Consider the following 14,449-nt stretch of genomic DNA (forward strand, 5'->3'; position numbering starts at 1 on the left):
CGTCGGCGCCGAAGCATCCTCGTATTCTATCCGACGTCGGGGCGACGTGCGGCGAGGGCCACGACCTCGGCCGCAGCGCGCGCGACCTCGTCGTTGACGACCCTGTAGTCGAACTCGTTCTGCGCGGCGAGTTCGGTGCGTGCGGTGCGGAGGCGGCGCGCCCGTTCCTCGGCATCCTCGGTCCCCCGGCCGACGAGGCGCTGGACGAGTTCGTCCCAGCTCGGCGGGAGCAGGAACACGAGCGTGGCGGACGGATCGGCCGCGCGCACCTGGCGGGCGCCCTGCAGATCGATCTCGAGCAGAGCCGTGCCACCGGCCGCCAGGACGCGGTCGATGGGCTCGCGGGGCGTGCCGTAGCGGTGGGCGTTGTGCACCGTGGCCCACTCCAGCAGCTCCCCCGCCGCGATGAGCCGATCGAACTCGGCGTCGTCGACGAAGTAGTAGTGCTCGCCGTCGACCTCGCCGGGGCGCGGCGCACGGGTCGTGGCCGAGACCGACAGGTGGATCTCGGGGAAGTGCTCCTTGATGTACGCCGCGACCGTGCCCTTGCCGACGGCGGTCGGACCGGCGAGCACCACGAGACGGCTGCGACCCTCGCGCGGACCCGGCTCGGGCCAGCGGGCGTCCAAGTAGTCGCGGAGCGCATCGCGCTGGCGCGAGCCGAGACCGCCGAGACGCTTCACCGGCGAGATCCCGAGGGAGGTCAGGATGCGGTCCCGCTTGCTCTCGCCGATCGCGGGGATCGCCGTGAGGAACTCGGTCACCCGCATGGCACCGGCCGCCGACAGCGGGTCGGCGAGTCCGCGACGCAGGAGCTCCTGCGGGGTGATCACGCGCGTGGAGACGTCGCGCTTGAGGGCGGCGCGTTCGCGGCGTGCGGCGACGGCGCGGCGGGAGGCCGCGGCCCGGTCGACTTCGGGGGGACGACGCGAGTCAGCCATGCAGGGCCTCCCGGTACAGGTCGGCGCGCGTCTCGATGCGCTCCGCGAGCCGGGCCGGACCGACGGCGAGCACGCTGCGGCTCTCGTTGGCGACGACGGCTTTGGCGACGTAGCCGAAGAGGCGGTGGAGGTCGGCGGGATCGGCACCCTGCGCCCCGAACCCCGGGGCGAGGATCGGCATGCCGGCCAGCGCGATGTCGCCCAGGCCGAAGGCCGCGCGATCGACGGTGGCGCCGACGACGACACCCACGGGGCCCAGGGCCCCGGGTGCGCCGATGTTCGCCTGGTTCACGTCGTGCGCCACGCGGGCGGCGACGTGCTCGTGGTCGCCCACGGCCAGCGCGTCGTCGACGACGGCGCTCTGCACCGCACGGGCCTCGGGGTTGCTCGTCGCGGTCAGCACGAACGCGCCCTTGCCGTGGTGCACCGCCAGCGACAGCGTCTCGCGCAGCGAGTCGGCGCCGAGGTAGGGCGTCAGGGTCACGGCATCCGCTTCCAGGGGCGATCCGGGCTCGAGCCAGGCGTGGGCGTAGCCCTCCATCGTGGTGCCGATGTCGCCGCGCTTGGCGTCGGCGATCACGATGAGTCCCGCGGCACGCGCCGCGGCCATCACGTCTTCGAGCGCGGCGAAGCCCTTCGAGCCATAGCGCTCGTAGAACGCCACCTGCGGCTTCACGACGCCGACGCGTCCTGCGGCCGCCTCGACCACGCGGAGGCCGAAGGTGCGCGCGCCGTCCGGCGTGGCATCCAGCCCCCACGCCGACAGCAGCGCGGCGTGGGGGTCGATGCCGACGCAGAGGGCGCCGTGGGTCTCGAGGGCTGTCGCCAGCCGCTGCCCGAACGTCTCGCTCACAGGCGACCCGCGCGGTCGACGGCGTACTCCTGGAGGCTGCGGACCTCGAAGCCGTCCTTCATCGCGCCGAGGGCGCTCACGGCGGCGCCGAGCACGGCCATGGTCGTGAACAGTGCCTTGTCGGCGGCCACGGCTGCGGCGCGGATCTCGTATCCGTCGGCGCGTGCCGTGCCCCCGCTCGGGGTGTTGACGATCATGTCGATCTTGCCGTCGTTGATGAGGTCGACCACGTTCTGCTGACCGGAGCCCTGCGTCTCGGAGTACTTCTCGACGACCTGGACGCGGATGCCGTTGCGGGCGAGGATCTCGGCCGTTCCCTCGGTGGCCATGAGCTCGAAGCCGAGCTCCTGCAGGCGGTGGGCGGGGAGGATCACCGCGCGCTTGTCGGCATCGGCGACGGAGATGAACACCGTGCCCGAGGTCGGCATACCGCCGTACGCGGCCTCCTGCGACTTCGCGAACGCCGTCGGGAAGTCGCGGTCGATGCCCATGACCTCGCCGGTCGAGCGCATCTCGGGTCCGAGCACCGAGTCCACGGTGCGGCCGTCGGCCGTGCGGAACCGCTTGAACGGCAGCACGGCCTCCTTGACGGCCACGGGCGCATCGAGCGGCACGCGCGAACCGTCGCTCTCGGGCAGCAGGCCCTCGGCGATCAGCTCGGCGACGGTGCTGCCCGCCATGATGCGGCTGGCTGCCTTGGCCAGCGGGATGCCGAGCGCCTTGGACACGAACGGCACGGTGCGGCTCGCGCGGGGGTTCGCCTCGATCACGTAGAGCACGCCGGCCGAGATCGCGAACTGCACGTTCAGGAGCCCTCGGACGCCGACGCCCTGCGCGATCGCGAGCGTGGCCTCGCGGACGCGGTCGACCTCGGTGCGTCCGAGGCTCACCGGCGGGAGGGTGCAGGACGAGTCGCCGGAGTGGATGCCGGCCTCCTCGAGGTGCTCCATGACCCCGCCGATGTACAGGTCGGTGCCGTCGTACAGCGCGTCGACGTCGAGCTCGATCGCGTCGTCGAGGAAGCGGTCGACCAGGAGCGGGAGCCCGGGGCCGATGATGGCCTGGTCGGCGACGCGGACGAAGTAGTCGCGCAGCGCCTCGGTCGAGTACACGATCTCCATGCCGCGGCCGCCGAGCACGAAGCTCGGGCGCACCAGCACCGGGTAGCCGATCTCCTCGGCGACCGTGACCGCGCCCTCGACGTCGATCGCGGTGCCGTTGCGCGGGGCCACGAGGCCGGCGTCATCGAGCAGGCGCGAGAACAGCTCGCGCTCCTCGGCGAGATCGATCGCCTCGGGGCTGGTGCCGAGGATCGTGTATCCGGCGGCCTCGATGCCCTTGGCCAGGCCCAGCGGCGTCTGTCCGCCGAGCTGGCAGACGACGCCGAGGATCTCGCCGGAGCGGCTCTCGGCGTGGAGCACCTCGAGCACGTCCTCGAGCGTGAGGGGCTCGAAGTACAGGCGGTCGCTCGTGTCGTAGTCGGTCGACACGGTCTCGGGGTTGCAGTTGACCATGATCGTCTCGTACCCGGCATCCGACAGCGCGAACGACGCGTGCACGCACGAGTAGTCGAACTCGACGCCCTGGCCGATGCGGTTGGGGCCCGAACCGATGATGACGACCTTGGTGCGGTCGGACGGGGTGACCTCGGTCTCCCAGTCGTAGCTGGAGTAGTGGTACGGCGTGAGCGCCGGGAACTCCCCCGCGCATGTGTCGACCGTCTTGTACACCGGGCGCACGTCCAGCGCATACCGGATGCCGCGCACCTCGGCCTCGTCGAGCCCGCGGATCTGCGCGATCTGGGCGTCGCTGAAGCCGTGCTCCTTGGCGAGGCGGAGGGTGTCGGCATCCAGCTCGCCGGCCGCGCGGATGATCTCGGCGACCTCGTTGATCAGCACGATCTGGTCGATGAACCAGGGGTCCATCGCGGTCGCGTCGAACGCCTGCTCGGGCGTGGCGCCCAGGCGCAGCGCCTGCTGCAGCACGACGATGCGCCCGTCGGTCGGCGTCTTCGAGATCTCGAGGAGCTCCTCGACCGACCGCGACTCCTCGCCCCAGTGGAAGCTGGAGCCGCGCTTCTCGAGCGAGCGCAGCGCCTTCTGCAGCGCCGTGGTGTAGTTGCGGCCGATCGCCATCGCCTCGCCCACCGACTTCATGGTGGTGGTGAGGGTCGTGTCAGCGGCGGGGAACTTCTCGAAGTTGAACCGCGGCACCTTCACCACGACGTAGTCGAGCGTGGGCTCGAAGCTCGCCGGGGTCACCTTGGTGATGTCGTTGGGGATCTCGTCGAGGCGGTAGCCGATCGCGAGCTTCGCGGCGATCTTCGCGATCGGGAAGCCCGTGGCCTTCGACGCGAGCGCCGACGAACGCGACACGCGCGGGTTCATCTCGATGACGATGATGCGCCCCGTGGCCGGGTCGACCGCGAACTGGATGTTGCAGCCACCGGTGTCGACGCCCACGGCGCGGATGATGTCGATGCCGATGTTGCGCATCTTCTGGTACTCGCGGTCGGTGAGGGTCAGCGCCGGAGCGACGGTGATCGAGTCGCCGGTGTGCACACCCACGGGGTCGACGTTCTCGATCGAGCAGACCACCACGGTGTTGTCGTGGGTGTCGCGCATGAGCTCGAGCTCGTACTCCTTCCACCCGAGGATCGACTCCTCGAGCAGGACCTCGTGCGTCGGCGAGTCGTGGAGACCCGCGCCGCCGATGCGGCGGAGGTCGTTCTCGTCGTACGCGAAGCCCGATCCGAGGCCGCCCATGGTGAACGAGGGACGCACGACCAGCGGGTAGCCGAGCTTCTCGGCGCCGGCGAGCAGATCCTCCATCGAGTGGCAGATCACGGAGTCGGCGACGTCCGCGCCCGACTCGATGACGAGCTCCTTGAAGATCTGGCGGTCCTCGCCCTTGCGGATGGCGTCGACCTTCGCGCCGATGAGCTCCACCCCGTACTTGACCAGGATGCCGCGGTCGTGGAGGGCCATGGCCGCGTTCAGCGCCGTCTGGCCGCCGAGCGTGGGGAGGATGGCATCCGGCTTCTCCTTCGCGATGATCGTCTCGATCACCTCGGGGGTGATCGGCTCGATGTACGTCGCGTCGGCGAAGTCGGGGTCGGTCATGATCGTCGCCGGGTTGGAGTTGACGAGGATCACGCGCACGCCCTCCTCGCGGAGGACGCGGCACGCCTGGGTGCCGGAGTAGTCGAACTCGCAGGCCTGACCGATGACGATCGGGCCGGAGCCGATGACGAGGACGGAGCGGATGTCGTCGCGCTTAGGCATTCTTCTTCGTCTCCTGAGTTGCGAGCACCATGTCGCGGAAGCGGTCGAACAGGTAGTTGGCGTCGTGGGGTCCGGCGGCGGCCTCGGGGTGGTACTGCACGCTGAACGCCGGGATGTCGAGGGCGCGCAGACCCTCGACCACGTTGTCGTTGAGGCCGATGTGGCTCACCTCGACGCGGCCGTAGCCGTGGGGGCTGTCGACGACCGCGTCCAGCGGCGCCTCGACGGCGAAGCCGTGGTTCTGCGAGGTGATCTCGACGCGACCCGTGGTCTTGTCGAGCACCGGCTGGTTGATGCCGCGGTGACCGAACGGCAGTTTGTAGGTACCGAAGCCGAGGGCGCGGCCCAGCAGCTGGTTGCCGAAGCAGATGCCGAAGAAGGGCAGACCGTCGTCGAGCACGGCGCGCAGCAGCTCGACGTGCTGGTCGCTCGCGGCCGGGTCGCCGGGGCCGTTGGAGTAGAACGCCGCGACCGGCTCGATCGCGCGGATCTCGTCGATCGACGCGGACTGCGGGAAGACGTGCACGTCGAACCCGCGCGCGGCCAGGTTGTCGATCGTGGACTGCTTCACGCCCAGGTCGAGCACGGCGAGGTTGCCGATTCGCTCCCCCGTCGCCGGGGTGATCTCGACCTCGGTGACCGACACTTCGGCCGAGAGGTTCCGGCCGGCCATCCCGGGCGCGGCGAGCACGCGGCGCAGCTGCTCGTCCTCGTCGAGGTTCACCGCGTCGCCGGAGAAGACGCCGCCGCGCATGCTGCCGGAGGAACGGATGCGGCGCGTCAGCGCGCGGGTGTCGATGCCGGAGATGCCGACGATCCCGTCGTCTTCGAGCGCGTCGTCGAGGGAGCGGTTGGCGCGCCAGTTCGACACGACGCGCGAGGGGTCGCGCACGATGTAGCCGGCCACCCAGATGCGGCGGGACTCGGGGTCTTCGTCGTTCACACCGGTGTTGCCGATGTGCGGAGCGGTCTGCAGCACGATCTGGCCGGCGTAGGACGGGTCGGTGAGCGTCTCCTGGTACCCGGTCATGCCGGTGGCGAAGACGACCTCGCCGAAGGTCTCGCCGCGGGCGCCGTAGGCGCGGCCGGGGTAACGGGTGCCGTCTTCCAGCACCAGGACGGCGGGTTCGCGCGAGAGGCGCGGAGGGGAGATCAGGGCGGTCATGCGTCGCTTCCTGTCGTGATGAGCGGACGGATGGCGTCGGCGAGGGATCGGGCCGAGGCATCCTGGGGTCGGAGGTAGGTGTCGACGACGGTGTCGTCGTCGATGCGCCAGCTGACGCGCGTCAGGCCGTCGCGCTCGACGACACGGTCGATGGCGACCGTCGCCTGAGCCGCGTCGACGAGGCGGTCACGGGTGAGCGCGATGCGGGGCTGGCCCGGCAGGTCGAGGGCGATCCCGGCCGAGGTGACCGTGACGTCCACGCGGGAGCGGAACCCGAGGCCGCGGATCGCGAGGCGTTCGAGGGGCTCGCCGTGACGCGTGGTCGCGACGTAGAGCCCCGGGAACACGCCCGTCTCCACGGCGCCGTCGGGAAGCTCTCCCACCGGGGCGGAGTAGCGCGCATCGCGCCGCGTTCGTCGGAGCCACGCCACCGCGAGCACCGCGAGCAGGACCACGGCCACCGCGGCCACGATCAGCAGTGCACCTTCGCGGCTCACGAGAGCACGCCCGGAGCATCGAGCACCGCACCGTCGACGACGGTGGGGATGCCGGAACGAACGGTCCAGCGGACCTCGCCGGGCAGCTCGCGGCCGAGGTACGGCGAGTTCTTGCTGCGTCCGCGGAGGTCGCCGAGCCCGAAGGTCCGCGCGGGGCGGGGGTCGTAGAGCGTGAAGCTCGCGGGCCGACCCGCCGTGAGCGGAGTGCCGTGCCCGTCGAGGCGGCCGATGCGGGCGGGCGTGCGCGACATCACGCGGGCGACGTCGCTCCACTCGAGGAGGCCGGTCGAGACCATGGCCTCGTGGACGACGCGCAGCGCGCTCTCGAGGCCCACCATGCCGTTCGCGGCGGCCGCCCACTCGCACGACTTCGCCTCGGCGGGGTGCGGCGCGTGGTCGGTCGCGACGATGTCGATCGTGCCGTCCGCGAGACCCTCGCGCACCGCGAGCACGTCTTCCTCGCGGCGGAGCGGCGGGTTCACCTTGAAACGCGCGTCGTAGTCGCGTACGAGTTCGTCGGTCAGCAGCAGGTGGTGCGGGGTGACCTCGGCGGTGACGTTCACGCCGCGCTTCTTGGCCCAGCGGATGATGTCGACCGACCCCGCCGTCGACAGGTGGCACACGTGCAGGCGCGAGCCCACGTGCTCCGCGAGCAGCACGTCGCGGGCGATGATCGACTCCTCGGCGACGGCCGGCCAGCCGGTGAGCCCGAGCTCCGCCGAGACGGCGCCCTCGTTCATCTGCGCGCCCTCGGTGAGTCGCGGGTCCTGCGCGTGCTGCGCGATCACGCCGTCGAAGGCCTTCACGTACTCCAGCGCCCGCCGCATGATGAGCGGGTCGAAGACGCAGAAGCCGTCGTCGCTGAAGACACGGACGCGGGCGCGCGAGTCGGCCATCGCGCCGAGCTCGGCGAGTCGCGCGCCCTTCTGCCCCACCGTGACCGCACCGATCGGCTGCACGTGCACGAAGCCCGCGGCCTCGCCGAGCGCGAGCTCCTGCTCGACGACGCCGGCGGTGTCGGCGACCGGCGAGGTGTTCGGCATCGCGAAGACGGTCGTGAAGCCGCCGGCCGCCGCGGAGCGGGAGCCGGTGGCCACGGTCTCGGAGGCTTCGTACCCGGGCTCGCGCAGATGCACGTGCAGGTCGACGAGTCCGGGCAAGGCGATGAGGCCGTCGGCATCCACGACCGTGGCACCGGCGTGCGAGAGTCCGGTGCCCGTCTCGGCGATCACGCCGTCGCGGACGAGCAGGTCGGTGGCATCCTGACCCTCGATCCGCGCGCCGCGCACCAGCAGGGTGTGGGAGGGGGCGTGGCTCATCGAAGGTCCTCTTTCTCGGAGTCGGTCCGCGCGCCCGCCAGCAGCAGGTACAGCACGGCCATGCGCACGGAGACGCCGTTCGCCACTTGCTCGAGAACCGTCGAGCGCGGCGAGTCGGCGGCTTCGGCGGAGATCTCCAGGCCGCGATTCATCGGGCCCGGGTGTAGAACGATGCTACCGTCCGGCAGCGCGTCCAAGCGCCGCGCGTCGAGGCCGTAGCGGCGGGAATACTCCCGTTCAGTCGGGAAATACGCGGCATTCATGCGTTCGAGCTGGATGCGGAGCATCATGAGCGCGTCGGGACCCGCGGCGATCGCGCGGTCCAGGTCGTAATCCACCTCGACGGGCCACCCGCTGACGTCCTGCGGCACGAGCGTCGGCGGCGCGACAAGGGTGACGTGCGCGCCCAGGGTGTGCAGCAGCCACACGTTCGAGCGTGCGACGCGCGAGTGCAGCACGTCACCGACGATCGTCACCCGGATGCCGTCGAGCCCGCGCCCGCGGCTGTCCGCGCCGAACAGGCGCTTGCGGATGGTGAACGCGTCCAGCAGCGCCTGCGTGGGGTGGGCGTGCGTGCCGTCCCCGGCGTTCACCACTCCCGCGGTGATCCACCCGGACGTGGCGAGGGTCCGCGGGGCACCGGAGGCGCCGTGGCGGATGACCACGGCATCCGCCCCCATCGCCTGCAGAGTCTGCGCGGTGTCCTGCAGCGACTCGCCCTTGCTGACGCTCGAGCCCTTCGCCGAGAAGTTGATGACGTCGGCGGAGAGGCGCTTCGCTGCCGCCTCGAACGAGATGCGCGTGCGGGTGGAGTCCTCGAAGAAGAGGTTCACGACTGTCTTGCCGCGGAGCGTCGGGAGCTTCTTGACCTCTCGCCGCTGCGTGTCGGCCATGTCTTCGGCGACGTCGAGGATCTCGAGCGCCTCCGCGCGGGTGAGGTCGCGCGTATCGAGCAGGTGCCTCATGACTCGATCGTCACCTCTTCGATGCCGTCGACCTCGGCGAGGCGCACGTTCACGCGCTCGTCGCGGGCCGACGGGAGGTTCTTGCCCACGAAGTCGGGGCGGATCGGCAGCTCGCGGTGGCCGCGATCGATGAGTGTCGCGAGCCGCACGGCGGCGGGGCGCCCGATGTCCTGCAGGGCGTCGAGGGCGGCGCGGATGCTGCGACCGGAGAACAGCACGTCGTCGATCAGCACGACGACTTTGCCGTCGATGCCGCCCGCGGGGATGCGGGTCGTCTGGGGCGCGCGCGTCGGATTGCGGTGCAGATCGTCGCGGTACATGGTGACGTCGAGGGCGCCGACCGGAACGGCTGCTCCCCCGAACTCGCTGATCAGCGGGGCGATGCGCTCGGCGAGGGTGACACCGCGGGTCGGGATCCCGAGGAGGACGAGTCCTTCCGGTCCCTTATTGGACTCCAGGATCTCGTGCGAGATTCGCGTCAAAGCGCGGGCGATGTCGGCATCGTGCATGACGGTGCGCGTACTCATCCGCCGCTCCCTTCTCCGCCTCACGGGACGGGGTTAAAGGTTGCCGTGGTTCTGACTCGAGTGTAGCGGGTGTGGATGACGGACGCCGGGCGCCCCCTGCTGTGCAGGAGGGGTTGAGTCGGCTCGGCGGTGGTGCGCCGGGCGGGACGGGAGGAGATTCGGCGGGCGGAGGAGGGATGCCGCGGATGTGGTCCTCCCCCGGCGGAGTCTCCTCCGCTCGCGTCTGAGTTGACCGCGGGCCGCGGCGCTCAGCCCGCGGCGACCTCGGCGGCGGCGGCCGCGGCGCGCTCGCCGCTCGGCGTCGAACGGATCGGGTGACCCGTCGTCGTCAGGCAGCGGCCGGAGGCGAGGTCCCACTTCCAGTCGTGCAGCGAGCAGGTGAGGACGCCGTCCTCGATCTTGCCGGTCTTGGTGAGGTCGGCACGCAGGTGCGGGCACCGGCGCTGGACGGTCCAGCCGTCGATCTCGGCATCCTCGGTCTGGTCGGACTGCTCGGCGTACCAGTTCTCGACGTACTCGATGCGGTCGCGCGACAGGCACTTCAGGAACGTCGTGAGGAACTCGTTGAACTTGCCCGAACGGCCCACCTCGAACTGCATCGACAGGAAGATCGAGTTCGACCAGTCGATCTCGTGATCACGGATGTTCGTCGACACGAGGTCGGCGGGGATCGTGTACCAGTAGATGCACTCCTCGCCGGCGTACTCGCGGAGCTTCGCCTTCGGGAAGTCCACGACCATGTCGAGCTCGCCGATACGGAAGCGCACCACGCCGCCCACGCCGTTGCGGATCGTGCGGGCGCGACGCAGCAGCGGCTCCCACCACTCCTTCAGCGCCGCGAGCATCTCGGCCGGCGGGATGATCTCGGCGCGGGATGCCTCTTCCGCCTGGATCTCGGCCTGGCGGCTGTCGCGCTGCTCGGCGAGGTAGTCCCACTTGTCGCCGAAGATCCGGTCGATCTCGGCATCCGTGTACAGGGTCTGGGTCACGGTGACGTCGGATCCCCGCACCTCGACCTCGGTGCCGGGGAGGAACAGGTACCCGTTCTGCTCGGGCCGCTGCTCCTTCATGTGCGCGAGGAACTCGCGCTGGTCCGTGAAGATCGAGTCGTTGTCGAGGCCAGTGCCGTTGTAGCGGAACAGCGCCTCGCGCAGGAACATCGGCGGACCCGCCATGGGGAAGACGTGGGCGGCATCCACCTTCTCGATGTAGTACATCGCGCGCTTGTTCTGCGCGTCGCGCTTGAGCTGCGCGAAGTTCTGCTTGGCGTCCTGGGGCAGGTCGTAGACCATGGGCCACCAGATCGCGCCCGAGACCTGGGTGAAGTACGCGTCGGGCTTGCCGAAGTCGAAGAGCTTCTCGAGGTCGAGGGGATGCGAGTCGTTCTGGTTCAGGATGGATGCCGTGCCGTCATCGACCGACAGCGAGGAGTCGCCGATGGGGCCGTCCGAGGGGGCGCGGAGCGGGGTGACCATGAGCTTCAGGTCGCCGAACTGCAGCGGAACCCCCGCCTCGGTGCGGACGAGGTTCGTGTAGCCGAGGGCGATCAGGTCCTGCTCGAGGTCATCGGTCGGGTACTCGGGGAGCAGGACCCGGATGTCCTTCGAGACGTAGCGCTCGAGCATCGCCGGGTCGAAGTGATCGCGGTGGCGGTGCGAGATGTAGAGGAAGTCGGCCCTGCCGAAGCGCTCCCAGTCGAGCGCGCGGTTGTCGGGGAACGGGAACCACGAGCCGAAGAAGCTCGGACCGATCACGGGGTCGCAGAGGATGCTGCCGCCCGCGGTCTCGATGAACATTCCCGCGTGGCCGAGGCCGGTGATCTTCATATCGCTCCTGTCCGTGAGAACCCGTCGAGTCTACGCGGGGGTGACTGTGCACACGGTGGGCACAAGGTCCCGCGTCCCCGCGCCCGCCTCAGCCGCCGAGGATCCCGCGGATGTCGTCGGCGTCCAGCGCGTTCGCGAAGGCCTCGCCGTCGTCGAGCACCGCGCGCGAGAGGGCGGCCTTGCGCTGCTGCAGCTCGAGCACCTTCTCCTCCACGGTGCCGGCGGCGATGAGGCGGTAGACGAACACGCTGTTCGTCTGACCGATGCGGTGCGTGCGGTCGATGGCCTGCGCCTCGGCGGCGGGGTTCCACCACGGGTCGAGGAGGAACACGTACTCGGCCTCCACGAGCGTCAGGCCGAACCCGCCCGCCTTGAGGCTGATGAGGAACACCGGGGCGTCGCCCCCGCGGAACCCCTCGACGACCTCGCCGCGCCGGGAGGTCGAGCCGTCGAGGTGCGCGTAGGCGAGGCCGGCGGCATCCAGGCGTTCCGCCGCGAGGTCGAGGAACGACGTGAACTGGCTGAAGACGAGCGCACGATGACCCTCGGATGCCACTTCGACCAGACGCTCCAGCAGGACGTCGAGCTTCGCTGAGCCGAGGTGCGCGTCGCGTTCGTCGATGAGGCCGGGGGCGAGCGCGAGCATGCGCAGCAGCGTGATCGACCGGAACACGATGAAGCGCTGCCGGTCGAGGTCGTCGAGGAGCCCCAGCACCTTCTGCCTCTCGCGCTGCAGCACGCGGTCGTACAGCTCGCGATGCGCGGGGGCGAGAGGTACGGCGATCGTCTGCTCCTGCTTCGGCGGCAGGTCGGCGGCCACGACGTCTTTCGTGCGGCGCAGCAGGAACGGGCGGACGCGCGAACGCAGACGCGCGAGGCTGCCGCGCCGGTGCTCCTCGGCCGCGGCGGCCGACAGCTCGGTCGGGGCGTCGGACGGCAGCTGCTCGATCGCGCGGACGTACTCCTCGCGGAACCGTCGCGCCGAGGGATACAGTCCCGGTGCCACGAGCGCCAGCAGCGCCCACAGATCGTCGAGGCCGTTCTCGATCGGGGTTCCGGTGACCGCGAAGACCGAGTCGGCGCGGAGCGCGGCGACGGCTCGGTGGATGCGCGTCGCGGGGTTCTTCACGAACTGCGCTTCGTCGAGCACGACCCCGGCCCACGCCGGAACGGCGAACTCCGCCTCGTCGGTGCGCACGACGCCGTACGGGGCGACGACGATGTCGGCGCCGTCGGCCAGCTGCGCGATCGTTCGCGTGCGCCGCACGGAGGTCGCCTCGACGGTGACGACCCGCAGGTCGGGCGCGAAGCGGGCCGCCTCGGCGCCCCACGTCGGCAGCACGGACGTCGGCGCGACGACGAGCCAGGGCCGCCGCTCCCCCGTCGCCCGCGCGTGCGCGATGAGCGCAAGGATCTGCACCGTCTTCCCGAGACCCATGTCGTCGGCCAGGATGCCGCCGAGCCGGTGCGCGTGCAGGAGCGCGAGCCACGCGAGACCCTCGCGCTGGTACGGCCGGAGTTCGGCGCGGAACCCGGGCGGCGTGTCGACGGCGGGGACGGATGCCACGTCCCGCAGCGCCCGCGCGAGGTCCCGCCACTCGACGGCGGCGGTGGATTCGTCGGCGAGGTCTTCGAAATCGCTCCACAGGGCGAGGTGGCGGCGCGCGATGCGGGGTCCGGTCTCCCATTCGTCGAGCTCGGCGGCCTCCTCGAGCAGATCCCGAAGCCGCTGCAGCGACGGATGCGCGAGCGAGAACCACGCCCCATCCGACAGCTTGATGCGCGTGCGGCCGCGGGAGAGCGCCGAGAAGAGCGTGCCGAACGGGATGGTCCGCCCGTCGATCACGACGACGATGCCGAGGTCGAACCAATCGCGCTCGGGCGACGGCACCGCGGTGATCGTGAGCGACGGGTCGCCGCGCAGCTCACGGAACGCGGGGACGGTGCCGCGGGTGATCACGCGCACGTCGTCGAGGAGGTCGAGGGCGGGGAGCACGCGCGTCGCGAAGGCGGCGGCGTCGGCGTCGCGCAGCACCCCTCGCGCCCGGACCGGCAGATCGGCGCGCTCAAGCCATGCGGCCTCGACGCGCCTCGCGATCTCGGCCTCGGCCCGCGGGTCGCGCTCGTCGTCCGCCGGCAGTCCGTACGCGGCGCGGATGCCGCCGGGATAGACCCAGTCGAGCGCGTACTCGACGGACTCGTCGTCGAGGTACGACACCGTCGCCTCCAGCGTCGGTCGCGGCGGCGGAGGGGCGGGAACACCCGGCCCCACGGCCAATGGCCCCCGCCGCGCGAGCCTCGGGTACGCGTCCCGGAGGAACTCCCCCGCGTCCTCCGCCGGAACGATCACGGGTCCGTCGGCGAGCAGCGCCGGCAGCGGTGCCGGCAAGGACACGGGGGCGAGGACCACCGGGATCGGGTCGCGGTCGACCTCGAACCGGAAGAGCCCCGCCGTGCCGAGGGGCCGAACGCGCGTGGCATCCACCGCTCGTCCGTCGATCTCGATCGCCGCCGACAGGCGCAGCGCGCCGCCCGCAGCCGTGTCGACGGCGACCCGTGCCGACGCCTCGGACGCCAGCAGCACGCTCTGCTGCGGGTGCATGGAGACGAGAGGGATGCCGAGCCCCGCCGCCGCCCGCAGGTGCGGCCAGAGGAGCGGCGAGGCGATCGCGTCGAGGGCGACGGTGTCGCTCGCGGCGACGAACGGTCCGGTGGTGCGCATGGCCTGGGCGAGGGCGTGGAGTTCGGCGAACCATGCGGCGTGCGTCGGGTCGAAGCGGCCGGTGGATCGGCGGACCGCGTCCCAGGTGGCATCCGCCCGGATCCACGTGTCGCGCGCCCCGCGCACGAGCGGACGCGCGACGAGCTGCAGCTCGTCCTGCCGCCGCGCGAGCATGCGGGGCGTGACCGGGTCGACGGACCGCGCCTCCCACCGGGACGGGTCGTACGCCTCGCGCTGGCGCAGCTCGATGCCGAGCGCCAGAGCGTCGAAGCCGGGGCGCTCGGCGTCGGGAAGGAGACCGCGCCAGTCGCTCATGCGGTGTCCGGCGCGGCATAAACGCGATCGACGCG

10 protein-coding genes are annotated in these 14,449 nt (G+C 71.1%); all 10 read right to left on the reverse strand.

What is annotated here, in order from left to right:
• Positions 1 to 26: 26 nt before the first annotated feature.
• The 10 genes from gmk to P8R59_RS14265 all read right to left on the reverse strand — a co-directional run bounded on the left by gmk (position 27) and on the right by P8R59_RS14265 (position 14,414).
• Positions 27 to 941 (reverse strand): guanylate kinase, encoded by a 915-nt coding sequence (gmk, locus tag P8R59_RS14220; protein WP_278101592.1) that lies wholly within the window; start codon positions 939 to 941, stop codon positions 27 to 29.
• On the reverse strand, positions 934 to 1,794 hold the full coding sequence (gene pyrF / locus P8R59_RS14225) for an orotidine-5'-phosphate decarboxylase (protein ID WP_278101593.1): 861 nt from the start codon (positions 1,792 to 1,794) through the stop codon (positions 934 to 936). Before pyrF ends, gmk begins: the two co-directional genes overlap by 8 nt.
• Positions 1,791 to 5,078 (reverse strand): carbamoyl-phosphate synthase large subunit, encoded by a 3,288-nt coding sequence (gene carB / locus P8R59_RS14230; RefSeq protein ID WP_278101594.1) that lies wholly within the window; start codon positions 5,076 to 5,078, stop codon positions 1,791 to 1,793. Before carB ends, pyrF begins: the two co-directional genes overlap by 4 nt.
• Complete coding sequence (gene carA, locus P8R59_RS14235; protein WP_278101595.1) at positions 5,071 to 6,243, reverse strand: glutamine-hydrolyzing carbamoyl-phosphate synthase small subunit; 1,173 nt, start codon at positions 6,241 to 6,243, stop codon at positions 5,071 to 5,073. Before carA ends, carB begins: the two co-directional genes overlap by 8 nt.
• Entirely contained in the window at positions 6,240 to 6,740 is a 501-nt protein-coding gene (locus P8R59_RS14240) for a hypothetical protein (protein WP_278101596.1), read from the reverse strand. The genes carA and P8R59_RS14240 overlap by 4 nt, the downstream gene beginning before the upstream one ends.
• Complete coding sequence (locus P8R59_RS14245) at positions 6,737 to 8,059, reverse strand: dihydroorotase (RefSeq protein WP_278101597.1); 1,323 nt, start codon at positions 8,057 to 8,059, stop codon at positions 6,737 to 6,739. Before P8R59_RS14245 ends, P8R59_RS14240 begins: the two co-directional genes overlap by 4 nt.
• Entirely contained in the window at positions 8,056 to 9,024 is a 969-nt protein-coding gene (locus P8R59_RS14250; protein ID WP_077050098.1) for an aspartate carbamoyltransferase catalytic subunit, read from the reverse strand. Before P8R59_RS14250 ends, P8R59_RS14245 begins: the two co-directional genes overlap by 4 nt.
• Positions 9,021 to 9,551 (reverse strand): bifunctional pyr operon transcriptional regulator/uracil phosphoribosyltransferase PyrR, encoded by a 531-nt coding sequence (pyrR, locus tag P8R59_RS14255; RefSeq protein ID WP_278101598.1) that lies wholly within the window; start codon positions 9,549 to 9,551, stop codon positions 9,021 to 9,023. The genes P8R59_RS14250 and pyrR overlap by 4 nt, the downstream gene beginning before the upstream one ends.
• 248 nt (positions 9,552 to 9,799) lie before the next feature.
• Positions 9,800 to 11,377, reverse strand: a complete 1,578-nt coding sequence (locus tag P8R59_RS14260; RefSeq protein WP_278101599.1) for an MBL fold metallo-hydrolase — start codon at positions 11,375 to 11,377, stop codon at positions 9,800 to 9,802.
• An 88-nt stretch (positions 11,378 to 11,465) separates the two neighbouring features.
• Positions 11,466 to 14,414, reverse strand: coding sequence for a DEAD/DEAH box helicase (locus P8R59_RS14265; RefSeq protein WP_278101600.1), 2,949 nt, complete (start codon positions 14,412 to 14,414; stop codon positions 11,466 to 11,468).
• Between the last annotated feature and the right edge of the window lie 35 nt (positions 14,415 to 14,449).

The sequence above is a fragment of the Microbacterium proteolyticum genome, assembly GCF_029639405.1.
In the GTDB taxonomy this organism is placed as follows: Bacteria; Actinomycetota; Actinomycetes; order Actinomycetales; family Microbacteriaceae; genus Microbacterium.

Coding starts and splice junctions, on each gene's coding strand:
- gmk (WP_278101592.1), bottom strand. CDS start 941: ATGGCTGACTCGCGTCGTCCCCCCGAAGTCGACCGGGCCGCGGCCTCC.
- carB (WP_278101594.1), bottom strand. CDS start 5,078: ATGCCTAAGCGCGACGACATCCGCTCCGTCCTCGTCATCGGCTCCGGC.
- carA (WP_278101595.1), bottom strand. CDS start 6,243: ATGACCGCCCTGATCTCCCCTCCGCGCCTCTCGCGCGAACCCGCCGTC.
- P8R59_RS14245 (WP_278101597.1), bottom strand. CDS start 8,059: ATGAGCCACGCCCCCTCCCACACCCTGCTGGTGCGCGGCGCGCGGATC.
- P8R59_RS14250 (WP_077050098.1), bottom strand. CDS start 9,024: ATGAGGCACCTGCTCGATACGCGCGACCTCACCCGCGCGGAGGCGCTC.
- pyrR (WP_278101598.1), bottom strand. CDS start 9,551: ATGAGTACGCGCACCGTCATGCACGATGCCGACATCGCCCGCGCTTTG.
- P8R59_RS14260 (WP_278101599.1), bottom strand. CDS start 11,377: ATGAAGATCACCGGCCTCGGCCACGCGGGAATGTTCATCGAGACCGCG.
- P8R59_RS14265 (WP_278101600.1), bottom strand. CDS start 14,414: ATGAGCGACTGGCGCGGTCTCCTTCCCGACGCCGAGCGCCCCGGCTTC.